This is a genomic window from Pseudomonas sp. Au-Pse12, assembly GCF_021341665.1.
GTDB lineage: Bacteria > Pseudomonadota > Gammaproteobacteria > Pseudomonadales > Pseudomonadaceae > Aquipseudomonas.
In genome coordinates, this window is the sequence record NZ_JAJTTH010000002.1 from 1 (window position 1) to 24,449 (window position 24,449).

General features: G+C 64.3%; 20 protein-coding genes. 9 read left to right on the forward strand and 11 right to left on the reverse strand.

What is annotated here, in order from left to right; genetic code table 11:
* Nucleotides 1-248: 248 nt before the first annotated feature.
* The gene (locus LXM55_RS04580; protein ID WP_011059887.1) at nt 249-1,589 is read right to left on the reverse strand and encodes a DEAD/DEAH box helicase; all 1,341 of its coding nucleotides are present in this window, start codon (nt 1,587-1,589) and stop codon (nt 249-251) included.
* Between the two features lie 193 nt (nt 1,590-1,782).
* Between LXM55_RS04580 and LXM55_RS04585 the strand changes: the two genes are divergently transcribed.
* Nucleotides 1,783-3,081 carry a mechanosensitive ion channel family protein gene (locus LXM55_RS04585; RefSeq protein WP_233319069.1) on the forward strand — a complete coding sequence of 433 codons (1,299 nt, stop codon included), beginning with the start codon at nt 1,783-1,785 and terminating at the stop codon, nt 3,079-3,081.
* Nucleotides 3,082-3,187: 106 nt separating this feature from the next.
* Here the strand turns inward: LXM55_RS04585 and LXM55_RS04590 are convergent, their stop codons facing one another.
* The 3 genes from LXM55_RS04590 to LXM55_RS04600 all read right to left on the reverse strand — a co-directional run bounded on the left by LXM55_RS04590 (nt 3,188) and on the right by LXM55_RS04600 (nt 5,368).
* Nucleotides 3,188-4,048, reverse strand: a complete 861-nt coding sequence (locus LXM55_RS04590; RefSeq protein WP_233319071.1) for a carboxylate/amino acid/amine transporter — start codon at nt 4,046-4,048, stop codon at nt 3,188-3,190.
* A gap of 258 nt (nt 4,049-4,306) precedes the next feature.
* A complete protein-coding gene (locus LXM55_RS04595) occupies nt 4,307-4,906 on the reverse strand; it encodes an FMN-dependent NADH-azoreductase (RefSeq protein ID WP_233319073.1) in 600 nt (199 codons plus the stop codon).
* 147 nt (nt 4,907-5,053) lie between these two features.
* Nucleotides 5,054-5,368 (reverse strand): 3-phosphoglycerate kinase, encoded by a 315-nt coding sequence (locus LXM55_RS04600; RefSeq protein WP_233319075.1) that lies wholly within the window; start codon nt 5,366-5,368, stop codon nt 5,054-5,056.
* Between the two features lie 49 nt (nt 5,369-5,417).
* Between LXM55_RS04600 and LXM55_RS04605 the strand changes: the two genes are divergently transcribed.
* The 5 genes from LXM55_RS04605 (at nt 5,418) to aqpZ (ending at nt 10,576) form a co-directional block, all read left to right on the forward strand.
* Complete coding sequence (locus LXM55_RS04605) at nt 5,418-6,341, forward strand: LysR family transcriptional regulator (protein ID WP_015634576.1); 924 nt, start codon at nt 5,418-5,420, stop codon at nt 6,339-6,341.
* A 30-nt stretch (nt 6,342-6,371) separates the two neighbouring features.
* A complete protein-coding gene (locus LXM55_RS04610) occupies nt 6,372-7,175 on the forward strand; it encodes an alpha/beta fold hydrolase (RefSeq protein WP_233319078.1) in 804 nt (267 codons plus the stop codon).
* A gap of 3 nt (nt 7,176-7,178) precedes the next feature.
* Nucleotides 7,179-7,742, forward strand: a complete 564-nt coding sequence (locus LXM55_RS04615; protein ID WP_233319080.1) for a peptidylprolyl isomerase — start codon at nt 7,179-7,181, stop codon at nt 7,740-7,742.
* Between the two features lie 91 nt (nt 7,743-7,833).
* Nucleotides 7,834-9,666, forward strand: coding sequence for an ABC transporter ATP-binding protein (locus LXM55_RS04620; protein WP_233319082.1), 1,833 nt, complete (start codon nt 7,834-7,836; stop codon nt 9,664-9,666).
* 211 nt (nt 9,667-9,877) lie between these two features.
* Nucleotides 9,878-10,576, forward strand: coding sequence for an aquaporin Z (gene aqpZ / locus LXM55_RS04625; protein ID WP_233319084.1), 699 nt, complete (start codon nt 9,878-9,880; stop codon nt 10,574-10,576).
* 16 nt (nt 10,577-10,592) lie between these two features.
* Here aqpZ and LXM55_RS04630 read toward each other — a convergent pair whose 3' ends face one another.
* Together LXM55_RS04630 and LXM55_RS04635 are read right to left on the reverse strand one after the other, a co-directional pair.
* A complete protein-coding gene (locus tag LXM55_RS04630; protein WP_233319085.1) occupies nt 10,593-11,717 on the reverse strand; it encodes a GNAT family N-acetyltransferase in 1,125 nt (374 codons plus the stop codon).
* An 86-nt stretch (nt 11,718-11,803) separates the two neighbouring features.
* The gene (locus LXM55_RS04635) at nt 11,804-12,709 is read right to left on the reverse strand and encodes a LysR family transcriptional regulator (protein ID WP_233319087.1); all 906 of its coding nucleotides are present in this window, start codon (nt 12,707-12,709) and stop codon (nt 11,804-11,806) included.
* Nucleotides 12,710-12,793: 84 nt separating this feature from the next.
* On the opposite strand from LXM55_RS04635, the gene LXM55_RS04640 reads away from it, so the two are divergent.
* The 3 genes from LXM55_RS04640 to LXM55_RS04650 all read left to right on the forward strand — a co-directional run bounded on the left by LXM55_RS04640 (nt 12,794) and on the right by LXM55_RS04650 (nt 16,197).
* Nucleotides 12,794-14,161 (forward strand): MFS transporter, encoded by a 1,368-nt coding sequence (locus tag LXM55_RS04640; protein WP_233319089.1) that lies wholly within the window; start codon nt 12,794-12,796, stop codon nt 14,159-14,161.
* On the forward strand, nt 14,142-14,543 hold the full coding sequence (locus LXM55_RS04645; protein WP_233319091.1) for a DUF4440 domain-containing protein: 402 nt from the start codon (nt 14,142-14,144) through the stop codon (nt 14,541-14,543). The genes LXM55_RS04640 and LXM55_RS04645 overlap by 20 nt, the downstream gene beginning before the upstream one ends.
* 331 nt (nt 14,544-14,874) lie before the next feature.
* Nucleotides 14,875-16,197 carry a putative porin gene (locus LXM55_RS04650; RefSeq protein ID WP_233319093.1) on the forward strand — a complete coding sequence of 441 codons (1,323 nt, stop codon included), beginning with the start codon at nt 14,875-14,877 and terminating at the stop codon, nt 16,195-16,197.
* A gap of 136 nt (nt 16,198-16,333) precedes the next feature.
* Here LXM55_RS04650 and LXM55_RS04655 read toward each other — a convergent pair whose 3' ends face one another.
* The 5 genes from LXM55_RS04655 to aceK all read right to left on the reverse strand — a co-directional run bounded on the left by LXM55_RS04655 (nt 16,334) and on the right by aceK (nt 24,393).
* Nucleotides 16,334-16,567 carry an anti-sigma factor family protein gene (locus tag LXM55_RS04655; RefSeq protein ID WP_233319095.1) on the reverse strand — a complete coding sequence of 78 codons (234 nt, stop codon included), beginning with the start codon at nt 16,565-16,567 and terminating at the stop codon, nt 16,334-16,336.
* Nucleotides 16,561-17,175, reverse strand: a complete 615-nt coding sequence (locus LXM55_RS04660) for an RNA polymerase sigma factor (RefSeq protein ID WP_233319098.1) — start codon at nt 17,173-17,175, stop codon at nt 16,561-16,563. Before LXM55_RS04660 ends, LXM55_RS04655 begins: the two co-directional genes overlap by 7 nt.
* Nucleotides 17,176-17,255: 80 nt before the next feature.
* A complete protein-coding gene (locus LXM55_RS04665) occupies nt 17,256-18,377 on the reverse strand; it encodes a beta-ketoacyl-ACP synthase III (protein ID WP_233319100.1) in 1,122 nt (373 codons plus the stop codon).
* A 306-nt stretch (nt 18,378-18,683) separates the two neighbouring features.
* On the reverse strand, nt 18,684-22,577 hold the full coding sequence (hrpA, locus tag LXM55_RS04670; RefSeq protein ID WP_233319104.1) for an ATP-dependent RNA helicase HrpA: 3,894 nt from the start codon (nt 22,575-22,577) through the stop codon (nt 18,684-18,686).
* A 94-nt stretch (nt 22,578-22,671) separates the two neighbouring features.
* Nucleotides 22,672-24,393 carry a bifunctional isocitrate dehydrogenase kinase/phosphatase gene (gene aceK, locus LXM55_RS04675; protein ID WP_233319106.1) on the reverse strand — a complete coding sequence of 574 codons (1,722 nt, stop codon included), beginning with the start codon at nt 24,391-24,393 and terminating at the stop codon, nt 22,672-22,674.
* Nucleotides 24,394-24,449: the final 56 nt, after the last annotated feature.

Here is a 24,449-nt window from a genome sequence, read left to right on the forward strand (position 1 = left end):
CAGAATGAACGCCAACCCGCGTTTCGACAGCCCCCAGAAGGTGTCGCGCGGTTGCAGGGCTGCGCACCCCAGCGGGAGCAAGCTCCCTCGCCACAGGGCAATGCGGTGCACTTGAAGGACTTCTCCTTTGGGGCGGCAGCGGAGCCCAAGAAAAACGGCGCTTGCTCATCTTGAGGAGGCGCCGTTTTTTGTTAAGTGAACAGTATTAGGACCAGGTCCGGGCTTTTCATCGACAGCAGGCGGCGGGTTTACTCAGCCGCCGGCGCCTGTGGCTTGCGGCGCTTGAGTGGCGCCAGGCCGTCCTGGCTGACCAGGCTGTCGCTTTTCGGGCGGTTGGCGGTCTTGCGCTTGGTCGGGGCCTTGGCCACGGCCTTTTTCTTGTCGCCCTTGGCGTCGGTCTTTTTCTTCTTCACGCCAACGGCCTTGCCGGACGCCTTGACCTTTTTCGGGCCGCTGTAGGTGCCTTTGACTTCCTTGATGGTGCGGCGCTCGAAGCTCTGCTTGAGGTAGCGCTCGATGCTCGACATCAGGTTCCAGTCGCCGTGGCAGATCAGCGAGATGGCCAGGCCATCGTTGCCAGCGCGACCGGTACGGCCGATGCGGTGCACGTATTCGTCGCCGCTGCGCGGCATGTCGAAGTTGATCACCAGGTCCAGGCCGTCGACGTCCAGGCCGCGGGCGGCGACGTCGGTGGCCACGAGGATCTTGACCCCGCCCTGCTTCAGGCGGTCGATGGCCAGCTTGCGGTCCTTCTGGTCCTTTTCGCCGTGCAGCACGAACGCCTTGTAGTCCTGTGCCACCAGGCGGCCGTAGATGCGGTCGGCCATGGCCCGGGTGTTGGTGAAGACGATGGCCTTCTGGTAGGTCTCGTTGGCCAGCAGCCAGTTGACGATCTGTTCTTTGTGCTGGTTGTGGTCGGCGGTGATGATCTGCTGACGGGTGGTTTCGTTGAGCTGGCTGACGCTGTTGAGTTGCAGGTGCTCAGGGTTGTTGAGGACCTTGGCGACCATTTCGCGCAGGCCGGAGCCGCCGGTGGTGGCGGAGAACAGCATGGTCTGCTGGCGGTTCGGGCATTCGTCCACCAGGCGCTGCACGTCTTCAGCAAAGCCCATGTCGAGCATGCGGTCGGCTTCGTCGAGCACCAGCACTTCGACTTCTTTCAGGTCCAGGTTGCCGGCATTGAGTTGCTCCAGCATGCGCCCCGGGGTGCCGATGAGGATGTCCGGCACCTTGCGCAGCATGGCAGCCTGGACCTTGAAGTCTTCACCGCCGGTGATCAGGCCGGACTTGATGAAGGTGAACTGGGAGAAACGCTCGACTTCCTTGAGGGTCTGCTGGGCCAGTTCCCGGGTCGGCAGCAGGATCAGGGTCTTGATGCTGACGCGGATCTTCGCCGGGCCGATCAGGCGATTGAGGATCGGCAGGACAAAGGCCGCGGTCTTGCCGCTGCCGGTCTGTGCCGTCACCCGCAGGTCACGCCCTTGCAGCGCGAGCGGAATAGCCGCTGCTTGCACCGGCGTCGGCTCGACAAATTTAAGCTCGGCCACGGCTTTGAGCAGGCGTTCGTGCAGGGCGAATTGGGAAAACACGGGTGCTACCTCGAAGATATGCAAAAAAACAGCTGCATAGGGTAACGGTTTCGAGCGCGAAGGCCGAGTTTCTTTGTGCAAACGGTGGCAAAGAGTTGGTTTTTTGTTAGCCGATTTGTCCTTGACCGTAACTTTCCCAGGGTTAAATGCTCTAATCCTCCCCTTGTGTCTCATAGAAGAATCGTTTTAGCCCATGGATTTCAAACAGCTCTGGCTCGATACCCAGGACCTCTGGGGAGCCCTCGATCAACACCCTCTCCTGCACGCCGGCATCGGCTTGGCCCTGTTACTGGTGGTCGCCCTGGTGCTCGGACGAGTGGCCCGCTACCTGGTCCTGCACGCCGTCCGGCTGCTGGGGCGCCAGCCGGCCCTGCACTGGCTCAATGACCTGCGCCACAACAAGGTGTTCCACCGCCTGGCGCAAATGACCCCGTCCCTGGTGATCCAGTTCGGCCTGCACCTGGTGCCGGAGCTGAGCAAGACCAGCCTGCTGTTCCTCGGCAACCTGGCCATGGCCTTCACCATCCTGTTCCAGTTGCTGGCCCTGAGCGCCCTGCTCAATGCCCTGCTGGACATCTACGCCCGCACCGAACACGCCCGCACCCGCTCGATCAAGGGCTACGTGCAACTGGCGAAGATGGTGCTCTACGTGTTTGGCGCGATCATCATCGTTGCCACCCTGATCGACCGCTCGCCGCTGTTGCTGCTGTCGGGCCTGGGCGCCATGTCGGCGGTGATCCTGTTGGTCTACAAGGACACCCTGCTGTCCTTCGTCGCCAGCGTGCAGTTGACCAGCAACGACATGCTGCGGGTCGGCGACTGGATCGAGATGCCCCAGGTCGGCGCCGACGGCGATGTGGTGGACATCACCCTGCACACGGTCAAGGTGCAGAACTTCGACAAGACCATCGTCTCCATCCCCACCTGGCGCCTGATGAGCGAGTCGTTCAAGAACTGGCGCGGCATGCAGCAGTCCGGCGGCCGGCGGATCAAGCGCAGCCTGTACATCGATGCCAGCGGCGTGCGTTTTCTGCATGACGACGAAGAACAGCGGCTGAGCAAGGTGCGCCTGCTCACCGACTACATCGGGCGCAAGCAGGCCGAGCTCAAGAGCTGGAACGAAGCCCAGGGCAATGTCGCCGCGCTGTCGGCCAACCGCAGGCGCATGACCAACATCGGCACGTTCCGCGCCTACGCCCTGGCGTACCTGAAGAGCCACCCGGAGATCCAGCCGAACATGACCTGCATGGTGCGCCAGATGCAGACCACGGCCCAGGGCATTCCGCTGGAGATCTACTGCTTCACCCGCACCACCGCCTGGGTCGATTACGAGCGTATCCAGGGGGATATCTTCGATTACCTGCTGGCGGTGATGCCGGAGTTCGGCCTGAACCTCTACCAGCAGCCCAGCGGCACCGACCTGCGGGCCGGTTTGCTGCCCGCGGTGCTGGGCGCCAGCCACGTTCCCCAACCGGAGAAACACGCACTTTAATCTGTCGCCGCAGCCGAGCCATGGCGAGGCTGCGCGAAGGCCCGCAGGGCCTTTTTACGTCCCTGCGGCAGCGGCTACAGCACGCCCGAGCCGCTGCGCCACGGCTTCAGCGAGTGACCAACCGGGAGCCGCGGCGGCTGATCCACACCGCCCCAAGGATTACCAACCCGCCCAGCAACAAGCGCCCCAGGTCTTCGTGCTGGTTCCAGATCAGCAGGTTGATCAACAGCCCCACCGGCACATGCAGGTTGTTCATCACCGCCAGGGTGGCGCCGGTCACCAGGCACGCGCCCTTGTTCCACCAGTACATGCCCAGGGCCGTGGACACCAGGCCGAGAAACAGCAGCACCGCCCATTGCAGCGGCGCATCAGGCAGGTAATGGGCCTTGCCGAACAGCAGGAACGCCGGCAGCACCACCAGCAGCGCCCCCAGGTAGAAGTAGCCGAAACGCCGGTAGTGCGGCTGGTCGCTGGGGTAGTGCGCCACCAGGTGCTTGTACAGCACTTGCCCGGCGGCATAGGTGAAGTTGGCCAGTTGCAGCAACAAGAAGCCGATGAAGAAATCCGGGTTGATGCTGTCGTAGCGAATCACCACCGCGCCCGCCACCGCCACCAGCGCCGCCAGCAGCCCCCAGGGGTTGAAGCGCCGGTTCAGGGCGTCTTCGATCAGGGTCACGTGCAACGGGGTAAGGATGGTGAACAGCAGCACCTCCGGCACCGTCAACACGCGAAAACTCAGGTACAGGCACACGTAGGTGATGCCGAACTGCAGCGCGCCGATCAGCAGCATGCCGCGCATGAAGGCCGGCTCCACCCGGCGCCAGCGGGTCAGCGGAATGAACACCAGCCCGGCCAGCAGCACCCGCACCAGCACCGCGAAGTAACTGTCGACATGCCCGGCCAGGTATTCGCCGATCAGGCTGAAGGAAAACGCCTGGATCAGCGTGACAAAAAGTAGATAGCCCATGCTCGCCTCGTCTTGAATGGCGGCGACGATAGCGGTTTTGCCCACCGAGATGAAATCCCGGGCAAAAAAAAGCCCGATCTCGCTAGGCGTGCAATCGGGCGTCGGTACTGAAGGAGCAACCAGTACAAAGGGAGGTTCGATGCGCGAACCGGCTTGAAGGGGATCCGCAGGCGCTACTTCAACACCGGGGGATTATCTGCGGATTAACAGCGCCGCCCAGCCCTTCGCTGAGCGGCGCCGCGGCTCAAGAATCGTGGCTCAAGCCACCTGGGCCAGCTTGGCGTTGGCCTGGTTCAGGCCCTTCTCGTGGAAGTCGCCACCTAGGTTCAGGCCTTCGGCATGGATGAACTCGACGTCGTGGATGCCGATAAAGCCCATCACCTGACGCAGGTAGGGTTCCTGGTGATCGGCGCTGCTGCCGGCGTAGATACCGCCACGGGCAGTGAGCACGTAGGCGCGCTTGCCGGTGAGCAGGCCCTGCGGCCCGGTGTCGGTGTACTTGAAGGTCACCCCGGCGCGCAGCACATGGTCGAGCCAGGCCTTCAGGGTGCTGGGAATGGCGAAGTTGTACATCGGCGCGGCCATCACCAGGACGTCGGCAGCCAGCAGTTCGTCGGTCAATTCATTGGAGCGTTGCAGGGAGTCCTGCTCGGCGGCGCTGCGCTGCTCGGCGGGTTTCATCCAGCCCCCCAGCAGGTTGGCGTCCAGGTGCGGCACCGGGTTGCGGGCCAGGTCGCGGACCGTGATCGAGTCACCAGGGTGGGCGGCCTGCCATTGCTGGATAAAGGTCTGGGTCAGTTGCCGGGATACGGAATCCTGCTGGCGGGCACTGCTTTCAATGATCAGGACGCGGGACATGGCTGAAGCCTCCATCGGGGTATGCGTAAGTCGATGGAGCGCAGATTAAACAGAGTGATATCGATGAAAAAGCGCAAATAACTGCTATAACCAATCAACAAATTCGTTTATAAGCGGAGCAATCCCCAAGGCCTTGCCCCGCCTGCATCATTTGGCTGAGCAGTTCAGGTCCAGGCGCAGCTTGATGATCTTGCGGTTGAACTTGGCGGTGACGTTCTTGCTCTGCCCCGCGGCGACTTCCACCTTGCGGGTGCGCGGCGACTCGGGACCGTTGCGAAACACCACCGAGCACAGGGCATCGCGCTTGCCGAAGTTGTTCAACTGAATGGAGCCGATGTCTTCATCGGTGTCGTAGGCCGTGTAATCGATGCTCAGGCCGTTGAGCTGCTTCTCGACCTCGATGGGGTAGGCCCAGGCGCTCAAGGGCAACAGGGCCAGCAACACACAACAGAATTTTCTCATTCGGCAGTCTCCAATAAGGAGCGCCAGCTTAGGACAAGAGGAGTCCCTCATGAAAGCGCCCCGCGTGACCCTGGATCAATGGCGCACCCTGCAGGCGGTGGTCGACCACGGCGGCTTCGCCCAGGCCGCCGAAGCCCTGCACCGCTCGCAGTCCTCGGTCAGCTACACCGTGGCGCGCATGCAGGACCAGCTCGGCGTGCCACTGCTGCGCATCGACGGGCGCAAGGCCGTGCTCACCGAAGCCGGCGGCGTGTTGCTGCGCCGCTCCCGGCAACTGGTCAAGCAGGCCAGCCAGCTGGAAGACCTGGCCCACCATATGGAGCAGGGCTGGGAAGCCGAAGTGCGGCTGGTGGTGGACGCCGCCTACCCCAACGCGCGACTGGTGCGCGCCCTGACCGCTTTCATGCCGCAAAGCCGCGGCTGCCGCGTGCGCCTGCGCGAGGAAGTGCTGTCCGGGGTCGAGGAAGTGCTGCTCGAAGGCGTGGCCGACCTGGCCATCAGCGGTTTCAACATTCCCGGTTACCTGGGCACCGAGATGAGTTCGGTGGAGTTCGTCGCCGTGGCTCACCCGGAACACGCGCTGCACCGCCTGCAGCGCGAACTGCATTTCCAGGACCTGGAAAGCCAATTGCAAGTGGTGATCCGCGACTCCGGCCGCCAGCAACCGCGGGATGTCGGCTGGCTCGGCGCCGAGCAGCGCTGGACCGTGGGCAGCCTGGCCACCGCCGCGACCTTCGTCGGCAGCGGCCTGGGTTTTGCCTGGCTGCCCCGGCACCTGATCGAACGGGAACTGCGCGAAGGCCTGCTCAAGGTCCTGCCCCTGGACCAGGGCGGCAGCCGCCACCCGACCTTCTTTCTCTATTCCAACAAGGACAAACCCCTGGGCCCGGCCACGCAGATCCTCGTGGAACTGCTGCGCACCTTCGACACCGCGCCCCTGGATGCGCCCTTTGCCGCCCCCGAGCAAGCCTGACGTCCCCACCACCAGAACAGGAGTTCTGCCATGGCGTATTTCGAGCATGAAGGTTGCACCCTGCACTACGAGGAATACGGCCGGGGCGACCCCCTGCTGCTGGTCCACGGCCTGGGCTCCAGCGCCCTGGACTGGGAAAAACAGATCCCCGAACTCTCGGCCCGCTATCGGCTGATCGTCCCGGACATTCGCGGCCATGGGCGCTCCGACAAGCCCCGGGAGCGCTACAGCATCAGCGGCTTCACCGCCGACATCGTGGCGCTGATCGAGCACCTGAACCTGGGCCCCGCGCACTATGTCGGGCTGTCCATGGGCGGCATGATCGGCTTCCAGCTGGGGGTGGATCAGCCGCAGTTGCTCAAAAGCCTGTGCATCGTCAACAGCGCCCCCGAGGTCAAGGTACGCAGCGCCAACGACTACTGGCAGTGGTTCAAGCGCTGGAGCCTGTCTCGGGTGCTGAGCCTGGCCACCATCGGCAAGGCCCTCGGCGCACGGCTGTTCCCCAAGCCGGAACAGGCCGAGCTGCGGCAGAAGATGGCCGAACGCTGGGCAAAAAACGACAAACGTGCTTATCTCGCCAGCTTCGACGCCATCGTCGGCTGGGGAGTTCAGGAACGTCTGGGCCGCATCACCTGTCCAACCCTGGTCGTCAGCGCCGACCGCGACTACACCCCGGTGGCGGTCAAAGAAGCTTATGTCAAACTGCTGCCGGATGCGCGGCTGGTGGTGATCGAGGATTCCCGACACGCCACGCCGCTGGACCAGCCGCAGCGCTTCAACCAAACCCTGCTCGAATTCATAACCACAGTCGACACCACCACCCAGGATCACTGACCCATGCTGAAAAAAATCGCCCTCGTCGCCGGCTCCGTACTCTTCGCGGCCAACCTGATGGCCGCGCAACCGGCCAAGGCGCCTCACGTCCTGCTGGACACCAGCTTCGGCAAGATCGAAGTCGAACTGGACCCGATCAAGGCACCGATCTCCAGCAAGAACTTCCTCGACTACGTCGACAGCGGCTTCTACACCAACACCATCTTCCACCGGGTGATCCCGGGGTTCATGGTCCAGGGCGGTGGTTTCACCGCGCAGATGGTGCAGAAGGACACCCGCGACCCGATCAAGAACGAAGCCTCCAACGGCCTGCATAACGTGCGCGGCACCCTGTCCATGGCCCGCACCTCGAACCCCAACTCGGCCACCAGCCAGTTCTTCATCAACGTCGCCGACAACGCCTTCCTCGACCCGGGCCGCGACGCCGGCTACGCGGTATTCGCCAAGGTGGTGAGCGGCATGGACGTGGTGGACCAGATCGTCAATTCCCAGACCACCACCAAGCAAGGCATGCAGAACGTGCCGATCGACCCGGTGCTGATCAAGTCGGCCAAGCGCATCGACTGAATCCGCCAGCCTGTCCCGACGGCGGCGCCCCACCCGGCGCCCCGTCCGCTTTCAGAACAGGAGAGCCCGTACCCCGGGCGTCAAGACCCCCATGCTCTATCGTCGTTTTGAACAACTGATCGATATCTTCCGCGACGCTCCCAGCGCCACTCCGCCCAATCGGGTCCTGCCGTTCTACTTCCACTACATCAAGCAAGTCTGGCCGAGCTTCGTCGCCCTGCTGGTGGTGGGCCTGTTCGTGGCGCTGATCGAGGTGTCGCTGTTCAGCTACCTGAGCACCATCATCGACCTGGCCCAGGGCACGCCCAGCGTCCAGGTGTTTACCGACCACGGCCTGGAACTGGCCTGGATGGCGGTGGTGGCGCTGTTGTTCCGGCCATTGATGGTCGGCCTGCACGACCTGTTGATGCACCAGACCATCAACCCCGGCATGACCAGCCTGATCCGCTGGCAGAACCACAGCTACGTGCTGCGCCAGAGCCTGAACTTCTTCCAGAACGACTTCGCCGGGCGCATTGCCCAGCGCATCATGCAGACCGGCTACTCGCTGCAGGATTCCTCGGTGCAGGTGATCGACGCCCTGTGGCACGTGACCATCTACGCCATCGGTTCTTTGGTGCTGTTCGCCGACGCCGACTGGCGCCTGATGATTCCGCTGCTGCTGTGGATTGCCGGCTTCATCGGTGCCATGCGCTACTTCGTGCCGCGCATCCAGAAGCGCTCGGTGGACGCCTCCGACGCCCGCTCCAAGCTCATGGGCCGGATCGTCGACGGCTACACCAACATCACCACCCTCAAGCTCTTCGCCCACACCCACTTCGAGCAGAGCTACGCCCGCGAGGCGATCGCCGAGCAGACCGAGAAAAGCCAGCTGGCCGGGCGCGTGGTCACCGCCATGGACGTGACCATCACCAGCCTCAACGGCCTGCTGATCGTCAGCACCACGGGCCTGGCCCTGTGGCTGTGGAGCCAGTCGCTGATCAGCGCCGGGGCCATCGCCCTGGCCACCGGCCTGGTGATCCGCATCGTCAACATGTCCGGCTGGATCATGTGGGTGATCAACGGCATCTTCGAGAACATCGGCATGGTCGAGGACGGCCTGCAGACCATCGCCCAGCCGCTGCAGCTCACCGACCGCGAGCAGGCGCCCAAGCTGGCCGTGGCCAACGGCGGCGTGCGCTTCGAGCATGTGGAGTTCCACTACGGCAAGGCCAACAAGGTGATCAGCGACCTCAACCTGGACATCCGTCCCGGGGAGAAGATCGGCCTGATCGGTCCGTCCGGGGCCGGCAAGTCGACCCTGGTCAACCTGCTGCTGCGCCTGTACGACCTGCAGGGCGGGCAGATCCTCATCGACGGCCAGAACATCGCCGAGGTGACCCAGGAAAGCCTGCGCGAACGCATCGGCATGATCACCCAGGACACCTCGCTGCTGCACCGTTCGATCCGCGACAACCTGCTCTACGGCCGCCCCGACGCCACGGACGAGGAACTCTGGGAAGCGGTGCGCAAGGCCCGCGCCGATGAGTTCATCCCGCTGTTGTCCGATGCCCAGGGGCGCACCGGTTTCGACGCGCATGTCGGTGAGCGCGGGGTCAAGCTGTCCGGTGGCCAGCGCCAGCGCATCGCCATTGCCCGGGTGCTGCTCAAGGACGCGCCGATCCTGATCATGGACGAAGCCACTTCGGCCCTGGACTCGGAAGTCGAAGCGGCGATCCAGGAAAGCCTGGAGACCCTGATGCAGGGCAAGACCGTGATCGCCATCGCCCACCGCCTTTCCACCATCGCCCGCATGGACCGCCTGGTGGTCCTGGAACAGGGGCGCATCGCCGAGACCGGCACCCACGCCGAACTGCTGGCCCGTGGCGGTCTGTATGCACGCCTGTGGCAGCACCAGACCGGAGGGTTCGTCGGCATCGACTGACCGGCGGCGACAGGTTGCAATCAGGTGCAGAAGGTTGTGCCTCGCGACGCCAGGGCCCTGTTTCCAGGGGCCCTGGCGTTTTTTTGCGGACTGGAATTGCGCCGAAAGCCTGCTGTACTGACCCTAGGTTCCGGAGCGGAACCTGTAGTTAACCTGCGGGATGCATAACAGTTGTATCGCGTTGATAGGTTGACCTATCAAGGACTCACTCATGTCTTTGTTCAAACGTTCCGTTACCGAAATGCTCGGTACTTTCTGGCTGGTCCTGGGCGGGTGCGGCAGCGCCGTGCTCGCGGCGGCCTTTCCCAATGTCGGCATCGGCCTGCTGGGCGTTGCCCTGGCCTTCGGCCTGACGGTGCTGACCATGGCCTTCGCCATCGGCCATATCTCCGGTTGCCACTTGAACCCCGCCGTGTCCGTAGGGCTGGTGGTGGGCGGACGCTTTCCGGCCAAGGAACTGCCAGCCTATATCGTCGCCCAGGTGATCGGCGGGGTGATCGCCGCGGCGTTGCTGTACTTCATCGCCAGCGGCAAGCCCGGCTTCGAGCTGGCCTCGGGGCTGGCTTCCAACGGCTATGGCGCCCACTCCCCCGGCGGCTATTCGATGGCGGCGGGGTTTGTCTGCGAGCTGGTGATGACCTTGATGTTCGTGGTGATCATCCTCGGCGCCACCGACAAGCGCGCCCCGGCGGGGCTGGCGCCGATCGCCATCGGCCTGGCCCTGACCCTGATCCACCTGATCTCGATCCCGGTCACCAACACCTCGGTCAACCCGGCCCGCAGCACCGGCCCGGCGCTGATCGTCGGCGGCTGGGCCTTGCAGCAGTTGTGGCTGTTCTGGCTGGCGCCGATCCTCGGCGCGGTGATCGGTGGCGTGGTCTACCGCTGGCTGGGCAAGGAAGACAGCTGACGCAAGGGGGCGAGGGTCACGCCTGCCGATACGGCAAGGCGTCCCTCGCCTCCTCGGCGTAGACGCGAATTCCGCTGCGCTCCTGTTGCAGGAAATCCTTCACCGCGGCATTCAGGCCGGGGTGGCGCAGGTAGTGCCAGGAGCGGGTCAGCACCGGTTCAAAGCCGCGGATCAGCTTGTGCTCGCCCTGGGCTCCAGCGTCGAAGCGTTGCAGCCCGTGGGCGATTGCGTAGTCCATGCCCTGATAGAAACAGGTCTCGAAATGCAGGCGGTCGAACTCCGCCAGGCAGCCCCAGTAGCGCCCGTAGAAACTGTCGCCACCCACCAGGCTGAAGGCCATGGCCACTGGGCGCCCGCCCTGCTTGGCCAGGACCACGCGAATCGCCTCGGGCATGCGCTCGGCCAGCAGGCTGAAAAACGCCCGGGTCAGGTAGGGCGACTGGCGCCGCACCGCATAGGTGTTGGCGTAGCAGGCGTAGACGAAATCCCACTGTGCCTCGTCCAGTTCATGGCCTTCGAACCACTGGAAATCAAAGCCCTGCCCCGCCACCTGCTCGCGTTCCTTGCGCATCTGCTTGCGCTTGCGCGAGCTCAGGGCATCGAGAAAATCCTGGAAGTCGCGATAGCCACGGTTCTGCCAGTGGAACTGGCAGCCCAGGCGCTGCTGCCAACCCGGTTGCTGTTCCAGGGCGGCGTCGCTGAAGTCGTCGGTGAAGTTGATATGGGCACTGGAAAGCCCTTCGATCTCCAGGTAGCCGGGCAGGCTTTTCAACAGCTCGAACGCATCCGCCTGGGTCGCCGCCAACACCCGCGCGCCACTGACCGGGCTGAAAGGCACCGCCGTCAGCAGCTTGGGGTAATAGTCGATGCCGGCCCGCGCGCAGGCGTCGGCCCAACCGTGATCGAACACGTACTCGCCGTAGGAATGCCATTTGCGATAGCTGGGCAGCGCCGCCAGCAGGCGGCCGTCCTCCACATGCAACAGGTGCTCGGCCTGCCAGCCCGAGCGCGGGCCGAGGCTGCCGCTGTCTTCCAGGGCACTGAGAAAGGCGTGGCGTACAAAGGGTTGCCCGTCCTTGAGCAGGCCATCCCATTGCGCGGGATCGACGGCAGACAGACTGTTCAAGGATTGCAGCGGCATCGGGGTCCCCGGAATTCAGATCGGACAACCCGGCGAGTATCCTCCATCCCCGGGCTCACCGAAACCGCTGCCAGCCGGGCACCGCCTCAACGCCCCAGATGCTCGGCGAGAAAATCGATGAACACCCGGGATTTGCGCGGCAGGTGCGCGCTGTTGGGAAACAGCACATGCACCGGCTGCGGGGCCAGGCCGTACTGCGGCAATACCCGCACCAGGCGGCCGCTGCCCAGGTCGTCGAGGACCATCCACTCCGGCAGCACCGCCAGCCCCAGGCCCGCCAGGGCCATGGCACGAATCGCCGTCGCCGAGTTGGATTCGTGCCCGGGGCTGACCTTCACCTCCACCTCGCCACGACGCGCATGGTTGAAGGTCCAACCGGGTGGCCCGGCCAGGTTGCTGTTGCCGATCCACGGCAGTGCGCTCAGGTCTTCGATCTGCTGCAGCGCCTGGCCCTCAAGCAGCGCCGGGCTGGCCACCAGGGCAATGGCGTAGTCCGCCAGCTTGCGTCCCTTGAACCCCGAATCCGCCAGGTGGCCGAGGCGGATCACCAGGTCGAGCTTTTCCGCCACCAGATCATTCAGCGATGAATTGAAGTGATAGCTCAGGCGTACTTCGGGGTAGCGCGCGGTGAACAGCGGCAGGATCGGCAGCACGAACGTCTCGGCGTACTCCGCCGTGGAACTGATGCGCAACTTGCCGCTGACCCGGTTGCGCCCATGCAGCACGTTGTCGAAGGCTGTGTCGATAGTGGCGACAATCCCCTTGAATTCATCGTAGAGGTCCTGGCCGGTTTCGGTCAGGGTCACCTGCCGCGTGGTGCGCACCAGCAAGGTGCTCGCCAGTGCCTGTTCAAGGGTCTTTACATGCAGGCTGGCCATGGCCTTGCTGATGCCCAGGTACTGCGCGGCGCGGGTGTAGGAACCGAAGTCGACCACCGCGAGGAAGGTCTGTATCCGGTGCAGCTGGCCGTGAAAATGATCGCTCACTGTCAAATCCTGTTAAACAATGCGTCAAGTATAGGCACCTCGACACCCCGCCCCCAAGCTCCCTAAGCTGCGCGCAAAAAGGGAGACGGCATGACTTACAGATACAAAGTGGCGGTGGTATTTCTCCTCGGGTTCTTTATCGACTGCGTCAACATCTTCATGTCGGCGGTGGCCCTGCCCAGCATTGCCAGCCACTTGCAGGTGTCCAGCGCCGCCGTGGCCTGGGTCGCCAACGCCTACATCCTCGGCCTGACCCTGGTGATCGCCATCAGCACCTGGCTGGCCGGGCGCTTCGGCAACCGCCAGGTGCTCTGCGCCTCGATGCTGCTGTTCAGCGGCGCGGGGCTGATGTGCGGGCTGGCCGACAGCTTCATGTCGCTGGTGTTCTGGCGGCTGGTCCAGGGCATGGCCGGCGGCCTGCTGATTCCCCTGGGGCAGGCGCTGACCTTCAACCTGTTCCAGGGCGTGCAACGCTCGCGGATCTCCACCCTGGTGATGGCCGTGGCCCTGCTGGCGCCGGCGCTGTCGCCGACGCTGGGCGGCGCGATTGTCGACCACAGCTCCTGGCGCTGGGTGTTCTTCGCCAGCCTGCCGCTGTCGCTGCTGGCGGCGCTGCTGTCCTGGTGCTGGATCAACCCTGAACGCACGGCGCCCGTGGATCGCCCGGACCTGCGCGGCCTGCTGCTGGTGAGCGCGAGCCTGGGTGGCCTGCTGCTGGGCATGTCGCTGTACGGCAGCGGCTACCCGGCGTATCAGGCGGCACCGAGCCTGATCGCCGGGCTGTTATCGGCCGAGTGCTATCGGCGCCACTGCAAGGCCTGCGCCCGGCCCATTGTCGAACTGCGGCTGCTGAAAAACCCGCGCCTGGGCCTGTCGGTGGCGATCTATCACGCCATTCCGGGGATCTTCACCGGGGTCAATCTGCTGAGCCTGTTCTTCCTCCAGCAGCACCTGCACCTGAGCGCCCGGCACAGCGGCATGTTCATGCTGCTGTACGCCGCCGGCGCGCTGCTGGCGATGCTGGTGGGCGGGCGCTGCTACAACCGCCTGGGCGCCGCGCGGCTGTTCGCCATGGCCCTGGTGCTGCACAGCGCCGGCATCGCCAGCCTGTGCTGGGTCGACTCGGCAGCCGACCTGCCGCGGCTGGTGATGGCCTACCTGCTGATGGGCCTGGGCGGCGGTGCCGGCGCCAACACCGCGCAGACCACCGCCCTGCTGGACTTCGACGGCGCCGATACGCACCAGGCCAGCGTGATCTGGAACATCAACCGGCAGGTGGCGTTCAGCCTCGGCGCCGCCTGGCTGCTGATGCTCTACAACCTGCTGCTGGGGTACTCCGACGCCACCGGCGCCTACCACCTGAGCCTGTTGCTGGCCGCCGCAGCCGGTCTGCTGCCGCTGCTGACCCTGAACCGACTCCCCACCATGAAGGCCTCCCATGCCCAACTCGATCGTTGAACAAGCGCAACACAGCGTGCAGCGGATTCACCAACTGATTCACAGCGTCTTCAGCAACCAGCGGGGGGACGGCGCGGCCTGCCTCGAACCCTTGATGGCGTTGCTGGCCGAGGACTTCCAGATGGTCACCACCGGCGGCGCCCTGGTCGGCCGCGAGCAGGTGCAACAGCTGTTTCACACGGGCCTGGGCAAGCGCCCGGGGCTGGAAATCCGCCTCAGCGACCTGCATTGCGTGTGGCAGGAAGGCCGGTGCGCGGCGATCCGCTACAAGGAAATCCACCGCCTGGACTCGCTCGAAACCGCACGCCTGTCCCTGGCGATCATCCGTGTCCAGGACAACTCGGCGCAGTGGCTGTACCTGCACGAAACCACCTGCCCCTGACCCCGCCAGGCCCGAGCCCCGAGCTCGGGCCAAGCTGCCCGCCCCGCTTCTCCGACCTCTTGCGGCACGACACCCGCCCGCTGAACGACGGCTGATCGCCCCCGGCATCCCCCCTTCCCCGGCACCGACAACGCCCCTCGCCCAGGGGGGCATTGCCGTCAGCAATCGTCATCTACACGCCATTACTTTGCCACCCCGCTGTCATAAACCATCGTGATACTGGCGCCTGTTTTTAGAGCGCCGGGTTCTACCCGACCACTGTTTTCCGATCTGCACAGGTCGGTTGTGTCCTGGATGGTTGAGCCATCCACTCTTACCTTCGGAGATTGCTATGCGTCTTGCTTCCACGAAAACCGCGGCGGCCCTGTGTGGCGGCCTGTTACTGGCCATGAGCGTTCCCGCCAGTGCTGCGGTCGACGCCAAACTGCTCGACATGCTCAAGGCCAACGGCTCGATTTCCCAGGCGCAGTACGTTGAACTGCAAGCCGAACTGGCCAAGGATCAGAAGGCCCAGCAAATCGCTCAGCAAGCGCAGCAAGAAACCAACGAACAAGTGGCGGCGGCCGCCAAGAAAGCCAACGAGCTGAGCGCCTTCGACCAGAAGCTGGCCTGGGCGGCCAAGACTCAGTTCAAGGGCGACGTTCGGGTCCGCCAGGAAACCGTCAAGATCGATGGCGAATCCAACAACGGCGGCCGCGACAAGGATCGTCAGCGCATCCGTGCCCGCCTGGGCGCCTACAGCGAGATCAACCCGCAGGTGGACACCGGCATCCGCATCGCCACCGGCGGCGGCGACGATGCCCGCTCCACCAACCAGGACATGGACAACTACTTCGACAAGAAACAGATCTGGCTGGACCTGGGCTACATCGACTATCACCCGGACGCCGTCAAGAACCTGCACGTGATCGGCGGCAAGATGCTGCAACCCTGGGTCAGCATGGGCGACGTGATCTGGGACAGTGACATCAACCCTGAAGGCCTGGCCGTCACCTACAAATACCCGCTGGGCGGCAGCGCCGAACTGTTCGGCAGCCTGGGCAACTACAGCCTCAAGGACAACGTCGACGGCGAAGGCGTGCAGTTCCGTCACGACCTGCGCCTGACCGCCGGCCAACTGGGTAGCCGCTTCGCCATCACCGACAATCTGAAGCTGACCGTCGGCGGCAGCGTCTATGCCTACCAGAACGACAAGGACAGCCGTTGCACCGGCACATCCACCCCGTGTGCCCTGGCGGTCAACGGCAACTCGGCCGACAACCAGTTCCGCCTGTACGAAGGCTTCAGCCAGATCGATATCGGCGGCCTGCCGATACCGCTGTCGTTCTACGGCCAGTACGTGAAGAACAACGATGCGGTGACCGATCAGGACACCGCCTGGCTGCTGGGCGCCAAGTCGAAAGTGTTCGGCTTCAACCTCGACTACAACTACCGCGACGTGCAGCGCAATGCCGTGGTCGGCGCCTTTACCGACTCCGACTTCGCCAACGGCACCACCGGTTCCCGTGGCCACAAGTTCAAGGTCGGTTACGACATCGACAAGAACTTTGCCCTGGGCGCAGCCTACTTCCTGACCAAGTCCGACTACTCCAGCCGCACCCAGCGCGACGCCAATACCAACACCCTGCAACTGGACGCCGAAGCCAAGTTCTAAGCGACCCGGTCGTACACCGCAGACGATGCGCGCGCCAACCGCGAGCATCGCCTGCCGGGTTTCAACAGTCCGGCGCGGGGCAACGATCCCCCATCATCCGTTCGTCGTCGCCGCGCCGGCCTGTGTTTTTTCCCTCTCAAGCATCCTTGTTGCGTTGCGTCGCCAGACGCTCGGCCAAGGCATCCAAGCCCTCCAGGGGCGGTTCCGGCAGCACCCGCAAGGTGGCCTGGAGCAGGCGCATCTGACGAATGAATCGCCGGCAATTGGGGCAGAACAGCAGGTGATGACGCACCATCAAGCGCTCGCGAAAGCTCAACTGACCATCGAGATAATCGCTGGAGCGTGCCACTTGTTCCTTACAGGTCAGCATTGGCCGGTTTCCTCAAAATGCTCCACGGTGGCGAAGACCTTCAGACGCGCGCGGTGCAACAGCACCCGGACATTGGAGAGCGTGAGCCCCAAGAGATTACAGATTTCCTCCAGCTCCAGCCCCTGGCGCTCGCGCAGCAGCAGGACGCTGCTTTGCAGCTCCGAGAGGCTGAGCAGGGTGTGCTCCAGGCAGTCGCGCAGTTCGGACTCGGTCAGCAGGGCTTCGGGGGTGTCTTCATGCCAGGCGAAAGGTGCCACCAGCCAGTGGCCGTCCGTGGAAGAGAAGCGCTCATCGCCCACCGTGCCATGGGGCGCCGGCAGGTCATCGAGCAAAACTTCCCGGCGGTTCTGCTTGTAGCGGCCCTTGGCCGCGTTGGCCGTGATGGTCAGCAGCCAGGTCTTGAGGCTGGAACGCCCCTGAAAGCCCGACAGATTGCGCACCACCGACAGCCAGGCATCCTGCACCACTTCGTCGGCGTGGCGGTTGCCGACAATCGCGTAAGCCACCGCGCGCATGGCGCTCTGGTAGGTGCTGACCAGTTCCTTGTAAGCCTTTTGTTCGCCCGCCAACAGGCGCTCTAGCAGTTGCGTGTCATCAGCAGCAGCCATTCGTGCCTCGTTCAATCATGCAGGTTTGAGAGGGTGTGACGCGCCAATGCCGCCCGGCGCCACACCTCAATCAGCCTAGATCAACGCTTGCGCAGCAGGACGCTACCAATCGAATACCCGGCACCGAAGGAACTGAGCACGGCCAGGGAGCCGCTGGCCAGGTCGTCCTGGTACTTGTGGAAGGCAATCACCGAACCCGCCGAACTGGTGTTGGCGTAGGTGTCGAGAATCACCGGCGCCTCTTCCACCGACGCTTCGCGGCCCAGGAGTTTCTTGACGATCAGGTGGTTCATGCTGAGGTTGGCCTGGTGCAGCCAGAAGCGCTTCACGTCGCTGACGTTGAGCTGGTTCTCTTCCAGGTGCGCGGCAATCAGCTCGGCGACCATCGGGCACACGTCGCGGAACACCTTGCGGCCTTCCTGGACGAACAGTTTGTCGCGGGCACCGATGCCCTCTTCCGCGGCGCGGTTGAGGAAGCCGAAGTTGTTGCGGATGTTGTTGGAGAACTGGGTCAGCAGCTTGGTGCTGACGATCTCGAACTGGTGCTTGGAGGTGGCCAGGTCGGCGCGCTCGATGATCACCGCGGTGGCGGCGTCGCCGAAGATGAAGTGGCTGTCGCGGTCACGGAAGTTCAGGTGCCCGGTGCAGACTTCCGGGTTGACCATCAGGATCGCCCGGGCCTGGCCCAGTTGCACGCTGTTGCAAGCAGCCTGGATGCCGAAGGTTGCCGAGGAGCAGGCCACGTTCATGTCGAAACCGAAGCCCTGGATGCCCAGTGCGGCCTGGACTTCGATGGCGATGGCCGGGTAGGCGCGCTGCAGGTTGGAGCAGGCGACGATCACCCCGTCGATGTCGGCGGCGGTCTTGCCGGCCCGTTGCAGGGCTTGCTCGGCGGCGGCCACGGCCATCTGGCAGAGTACCGACCACTCGTCATTGGAGCGCTCCGGCAGGCGCGGCGTCATGCGCTGCGGATCGAGAATGCCGTCCTTGTCCATGACGAAGCGGCTCTTGATGCCCGAGGCTTTCTCGATGAAAGCGGCGTTGGATTCCGTCAGGGCCTGCACTTCACCGCGCTCGATGGCGGCGGCGTTGTCGCTGTTGAACTGGTGGACGTAAGCGTTGAAAGACTCCACCAGCTCTTCGTTGGAGATGCTGTTGGCCGGGGTAAACAGGCCGGTGCCGCTGATGACGACGTTATGCACGGTCGTTCCTCTAATGTGTTGAGGCAGAAGGTATTGGCACCGTCGTGCCAAACCGTAAAGGGACGACTCCCGCTGAGGGAGCCATTCCTGGCATCGCTTTATTCCGATCCGCCCGGGCTGGCTGGGGTGCAGATAACCGGGGCCGGCATTTATGACGGCGAAGTTTGCCATAACCACCGATCTTTCGCCGCAACTGCAAGATCGACGGAGCCTACCTGTAGGAGCCGGCTTGCCGGCGAGCCGGCCCTTGAGCATCGCCCTTGATGGCGCCTTCGCTGGCACGTCAGCGCCTACGGGGGGGCAGGGTCAGGCGTCGACCTGGCTCCATTGCTTGCTCAGGCGCTTGTCGGAAATCGGCACCTTGGTCCCCAGCTGCTGGGCGAACAGGGACACCCGGTACTCCTCCAGCCACCAGCGGTACAGCTCCAGTTGCGGATCACGCTTGCCTTCCTGGGCATGCTTCTGCGCCCGGGTCTGATACTGGTTCCACAGGCCCGTGAGCTCGGTGCTCCAGACCCGGTCCTTCTGCACCTGGCTACCGAGTTTCTCGAAACGCAGTTCCACCGCCTTGAGGTAGCGCGGCAGTTCCTTGAGCCACAGGGCCGGGGTTTCCCGGACAAAGCCCGGGTACACCAGGTTCGCCAGCTGGGCCTTGATGTCGTTGAGGGCCACCGCCTGGGCCAGGTCGATCTTGCCCTTGAAGCGTTTTTGCAGGCCGTGCCAGAGCTTGAGGATCTCCAGGGTCAGGCGCGCCAGACGCTCGGCGTGCTCGGTCCAGGCGCCGCGCTTGCGCTCGGCCAGGGAGGCCAGCCCCGCGCCATCCCGGGGCAAGGTGGCTTCGCCTTCAAGAATGCAGCTGTCGAGGCTGGCCAGCAGAATGTCTTCCACCAGCGCATCGACCCGGCCCAGTTCGCGGTACAGCAGGCCCAGCTCGGTCAGCCCCGGCAACTTGCCACGCAGGAACTTGGCCGGCTCGGCCAGTTGCTGCAACAGCAGGCGCTGCAAGGCCCGGCGGTGCTGGAACTCGGCTTCGGCGGCGGTGGAGAAACGCCCTTCCTTGACCGTCCCGGCCTCTTCCACCAGGGCCGGATACACGGTCATCGACAGCCCGGCGATCTTCTGCTGGGTCTTTTCCGCGACGGCGGCAAACACTTTGGCTTCCACCGGCTGCTGGCTCTTGGCGGTTTGCGGCACCGCCAGGGCAGCCTGGCTGGCTTCGGCGAAACGCGCGGTCAGTTCGGCCAGGTCACGGCCTTCGCCGAGGAACTTGCCCTGGGCGTCGACGATTTCCAGGTTCATCCGCAGGTGGCTTTCCACCTGTTGTTCGGCTTCGCTCCAGGCCTCGTCGCTGACCCGAGCGCCGGTCATGCGCAGCAGCTCGCGGCCCAGGGCCTGTGGCAACGAACCTTCGGCGAAGACCATGCGCTGCAAGGCCGCCTTGACGAAGTCCGGCACCGGCACGAAGTTCTTGCGCAGGGCCTTGGGCAGGTTGCGCACCAGGGCAATGCACTTGGCCTCGATCAGCCCCGGCACCAGCCATTCCAGGCGCTCGGCGGGCAGCGCCGGCAGCAGGGGCGCCGGCACCCGCAGGGTCACGCCGTCGCGGGGATGGTTGGGTTCGAAGTGATAACTCAGGGCCAGTTCCAGGTCGCCGATATGCAGGGTGTCCGGGTACTGCTTGGCGGTGACTTCGCTGGCCTCGCGGGCCAGCACGTCTTCCTCGCGCATGATCAGCAACTGCGGGTTCTTCTGGCTGTGCACCCGGTACCAGCTGTCGAAGGTCGCGGTCTGATGGATCTCGGCCGGCAAGCGTGCGTCGTAGAAGGCGAACAGGGTTTCCTCGTCCGCCAGGATGTCGCGGCGCCGGGCCTTGGCCTCCAGGGCGTCGAGCTGTTCCAGCAACTGGGTGTTGGCGCTCAGGCACTTGGCCTTGGATTGGATCTCGCCGCGCACCAGGGCCTCGCGGATGAACAGCTCGCGGGACACCACCGGGTCCACCGGGCCGTAATGCACCGGCCGGCGCCCGACCACGATCAGCCCGAACAGGGTGATCTGCTCGTAGGCCACCACCTGGCCGCGCTTCTTCTCCCAATGGGGCTCGAAGTGGTTCTTCTTCACCAGGTGGCCGGCCAAGGGCTCGATCCAGTCCGGTTCGATCTTGGCCACCATGCGCGCATAGAGCTTGGTGGTTTCCACCAGCTCGGCGGTCATCAGCCATTGCGGGCGTTTCTTGCCCAGGCCCGAGGACGGGTGAATCCAGAAGCGTCGCTGACGGGCACCGAGGTAGTCGCCGTCTTCGGTCTTCTGGCCGATCTGGCTGAGCAGGCCCACCAGCACCGCCTTGTGCAGTTTCGGGTAGTCCGCCGGTTCCTTATTGAGGCTCAGCTGCAGGTCGCGACAGATCAGGCTCAGTTGCCGGTGCGAGTCGCGCCACTCACGCAGGCGCAAGTAGTTGAGGAAGTTCTTGCGGCACCAGTTGCGCAACGGGCTGGCGGTCAGGGCCTGGCGCTGTTCTTCGAAGCCGCGCCACAGGTTGACCAGCCCGGCGAAGTCCGAGTCCACGTCTTTCCACTGCGCGTGGGCCTGGTCAGCGGCCTGCTGGCGCTCCGGCGGACGCTCGCGAGGGTCCTGGATCGACATCGCACTGGCGACGATCAGCACCTCCTGAAGGCTGCCGAGCTTGGCCGCTTCCAGCAGCATGCGGCCCATGCGCGGGTCCACCGGCAGGCGCGCCAGTTGCCGGCCCAGAGGCGTCAACTGGCTGTTGCGGTCCACTGCCGAGAGTTCCTGCAGCAGGTTGAAGCCGTCGCTGATGGCCTTGCCATCCGGTGGCTCGATAAACGGGAACGCGGTGATTTCACCCAGGCGCAGATGGAGCATCTGCAGGATCACCGCCGCCAGGTTGGTGCGCAGGATCTCCGGGTCGGTGAATTCCGGCCGGCCGAGGAAATCTTCCTCGCTGTACAGGCGCACGCAGATCCCCGGCTCGACCCGGCCGCAGCGGCCCTTGCGCTGGTTGGCGCTGGCCTGGGAAATCGCCTCGATGGGCAGGCGCTGGACCTTGGCCCGGTAGCTGTAGCGGCTGATGCGCGCCGTGCCGCTGTCGATCACATAGCGGATGCCCGGCACGGTCAGCGAGGTTTCCGCGACGTTGGTCGCCAGCACCACGCGCCGGCCCGGATGGGACTGGAAGATCCGCTGCTGTTCCGCCGGCGACAGGCGCGCGTACAGCGGCAGGATCTCGGTGTGCTTGAGCTGGGCCTTGCGCAGCATTTCCGCGGCGTCGCGGATCTCTCGCTCGCCAGGCAGGAACACCAGTACGTCACCGGGGCTGCGCCGCTCGCCGCGCTCGTAGGCGGCGATTTCATCCAGGGTGGCAAGGATCGCCTGATCCACCGTGAGGTCGTCCTCGACCCGGTTGCCCTCCTCGTCCTGTTCCAGGGTCAGGGGCCGGTACCAGGTTTCCACCGGGAAGGTACGCCCGGAGACTTCGACGATCGGCGCGTTATCGAAGTGCTTGGAGAAGCGCTCCAGGTCGATGGTCGCCGAGGTGATGATGACCTTCAGGTCCGGGCGCCGTGGCAACAGGGTCTTGAGGTAGCCGAGGAGGAAGTCGATGTTCAGGCTGCGCTCGTGGGCCTCGTCGACGATGATCGTGTCGTAGCGTTCCAGGTAGCGGTCGTTCTGGGTTTCCGCCAGCAGGATGCCGTCGGTCATCAGTTTGATCAGGGTGCTGGCATCGCTCTGATCCTCGAAGCGCACCTGGTAGCCCACCAGCGAACCCAGGGGCGTGGCCAGTTCTTCGGCGACCCGGCTGGCAACGCTGCGGGCAGCGATCCGCCGGGGCTGGGTATGGCCGATCAGGCCGTGCTGGCCGCGACCGATTTCCAGGCAGATCTTCGGCAGCTGGGTGGTTTTCCCCGAACCGGTCTCACCGGCAATGATCAGCACCTGATGCTTGAGCAGCGCCTCTTTGATCTCGTCGCGCTTGGCGGCGATCGGCAGGCTGTCGTCATAGCGGATCAGCGGCACGCTCGCGCGCCGCGCCGTCACCAGGTTGCACGATGCCTGCATCCGCTCCAGCCACTGGGCGAGCTTGGCCTCGTCGGGTTTCTTGCGCAGCTCAAGCAACTGCCGACGCAAGCGGTGGCGGTCGGCGAGCATGGCGTGATCGAGGTTTTTCAGCAGTTGGTCAGTCATAAAAGCGGCGGCAAGCTTCAAGCGAAAAGCCGCAAGATTAACGCAGCTTCCGTTTTTTAGCTTGCAGCTTGTGACTGGCCGCTAGCCGCTGCTTCTATTCGTCTTCCAGGCCTTTGCGCCGGTAAGGGAAGACATCGATGATCTTGCCGGCGCGAATCGCCTCTTGCAGGCCCTTCCAGTAGTCGGCGTTGTACAGCTCGCCGTGCAACTGGTCGAACAGCTTGCGCTGGCCAGCGTCGGCGAACAGGAACGGCGGGAACTCCTCGGGGAACACGTCGTGTGGGCCGATGGAGTACCAAGGCTCGGACGCCATCTCGTCTTCCGGGGTACGCGGTGCCGGAATGTGGCGGAAGTTGGCTTCGGTGAGGAAGCAGATTTCGTCGTAGTCGTAGAACACCACGCGGCCATGACGGGTCACGCCGAAATTCTTCAGCAGCATGTCGCCGGGGAAGATGTTGGCCGCCGCCAGCTGCTTGATCGCCAGGCCGTAATCCTCCAGGGCCTCGCGCACCTGGTCCGGGTTGGCGTGCTCCAGGTAGAGGTTGAGCGGGGTCATGCGGCGCTCGGTCCAGCAGTGGCGGATCAGCACCGTCTGGTCTTCCACGGCCACGGTGGACGGCGCCACTTCCAGCAGTTCCTCAAGGCAGGCCGGGTCGAACTTGCTCAGGGGGAAGCGGAAATCGGCGAACTCCTGGGTATCGGCCATGCGCCCGACCCGATCCACGCTCTTCACCAGCCGGTACTTCTCGATCACCGTGGCCCGGTCGACGTTCTTCGATGGCGAGAAGCGGTCCTTGATGATCTTGAACACGGTGTTGAAGCCCGGCAGGGTGAACACGCTCATGACCATGCCACGCACCCCGGGGGCCATGATGAAGCGGTCGTCGGTGCTGGCCAGGTGGTTGATCAGGGCACGGTAGAACTCCGACTTGCCGTGCTTGTAGAACCCGATGGAGGTGTACAGCTCGGCGATGTGCTTGCCCGGCAGGATGCGCTTGAGGAAGCCGATGAACTCCGCCGGCACCGGCACATCCACCATGAAGTACGAGCGGGTGAAGGAGAAGATGATCGAGACATCCGCCTCGTCGGTGATCAGCGCATCGATCTGGATGCCCCGGCCTTCGCGGTGCAGCAGCGGGATCACCAGCGGCCACTGTTCTTCATGGGTGAAGATGCGCCCCACCAGGTAGGCGCCCTTGTTGCGGTACAGCACCGAGGAAAACAGCTCCAGGGTCAGCTCCGGGTCCTTGCACACCCAGTCCGGCAGGTTCTCCCGCAATTGCGCCTCCAGGCGCCGCAGGTCGCCCGGCAGGTCGGCGTAGTCCTCGCTGAAGCGGTAGTCGGCGAACACCTGTTCAAGCATCGTCGACAGGTTGCCCTGGGGCTGGTAGCTGCGGGTCTGCGCGGCCCGGGCCCGGCGCAGGCTGGGCCGGGTGGTGTGGATGAACATGCAGCCGTCGCTGATCAGGTCATGGCTGAACAGGCCGCAGAAGATCGAGTTGTACCAGGTCTCGGACAGCTCATCGTCAAAGCGCAGGTCGATCAGGCTGATGTAGGCGCTCTTCACCAATGGCCACTGGCCGACATCCATCAGCGCATCGTCGCTGAAGGCCTGGTGCAAGCGGGCCACGGTTTCCCCGACCTTTTCCTCATACAGGTTGATCCGCGCCGCCGAGGCTTTCTGCGCCTCCTGCCACTGGGCCTGCTCGAAGCGCTGCCGGGCACCGTCGGTGATCTGGCGAAAGTGCTCGCGGTAGTCGTCGAAGCCATCGAGGATCATTCGAGCGATATCGGCGGCGGGCCATGACTGCGGCATAAGTAGACCTCTGCGGGAATTTGCGATGCCAGAGCTTAGCCAGTGAAACGTCCCGA

Coding starts and splice junctions, on each gene's coding strand:
- LXM55_RS04585 (WP_233319069.1), top strand. CDS start 1,783: ATGGATTTCAAACAGCTCTGGCTCGATACCCAGGACCTCTGGGGAGCC.
- LXM55_RS04590 (WP_233319071.1), bottom strand. CDS start 4,048: ATGGGCTATCTACTTTTTGTCACGCTGATCCAGGCGTTTTCCTTCAGC.
- LXM55_RS04595 (WP_233319073.1), bottom strand. CDS start 4,906: ATGTCCCGCGTCCTGATCATTGAAAGCAGTGCCCGCCAGCAGGATTCC.
- LXM55_RS04600 (WP_233319075.1), bottom strand. CDS start 5,368: ATGAGAAAATTCTGTTGTGTGTTGCTGGCCCTGTTGCCCTTGAGCGCC.
- LXM55_RS04605 (WP_015634576.1), top strand. CDS start 5,418: ATGAAAGCGCCCCGCGTGACCCTGGATCAATGGCGCACCCTGCAGGCG.
- LXM55_RS04610 (WP_233319078.1), top strand. CDS start 6,372: ATGGCGTATTTCGAGCATGAAGGTTGCACCCTGCACTACGAGGAATAC.
- LXM55_RS04615 (WP_233319080.1), top strand. CDS start 7,179: ATGCTGAAAAAAATCGCCCTCGTCGCCGGCTCCGTACTCTTCGCGGCC.
- LXM55_RS04620 (WP_233319082.1), top strand. CDS start 7,834: ATGCTCTATCGTCGTTTTGAACAACTGATCGATATCTTCCGCGACGCT.
- aqpZ (WP_233319084.1), top strand. CDS start 9,878: ATGTCTTTGTTCAAACGTTCCGTTACCGAAATGCTCGGTACTTTCTGG.
- LXM55_RS04630 (WP_233319085.1), bottom strand. CDS start 11,717: ATGCCGCTGCAATCCTTGAACAGTCTGTCTGCCGTCGATCCCGCGCAA.
- LXM55_RS04640 (WP_233319089.1), top strand. CDS start 12,794: ATGACTTACAGATACAAAGTGGCGGTGGTATTTCTCCTCGGGTTCTTT.
- LXM55_RS04645 (WP_233319091.1), top strand. CDS start 14,142: ATGCCCAACTCGATCGTTGAACAAGCGCAACACAGCGTGCAGCGGATT.
- LXM55_RS04650 (WP_233319093.1), top strand. CDS start 14,875: ATGCGTCTTGCTTCCACGAAAACCGCGGCGGCCCTGTGTGGCGGCCTG.
- LXM55_RS04655 (WP_233319095.1), bottom strand. CDS start 16,567: ATGCTGACCTGTAAGGAACAAGTGGCACGCTCCAGCGATTATCTCGAT.
- LXM55_RS04660 (WP_233319098.1), bottom strand. CDS start 17,175: ATGGCTGCTGCTGATGACACGCAACTGCTAGAGCGCCTGTTGGCGGGC.
- hrpA (WP_233319104.1), bottom strand. CDS start 22,577: ATGACTGACCAACTGCTGAAAAACCTCGATCACGCCATGCTCGCCGAC.
- aceK (WP_233319106.1), bottom strand. CDS start 24,393: ATGCCGCAGTCATGGCCCGCCGCCGATATCGCTCGAATGATCCTCGAT.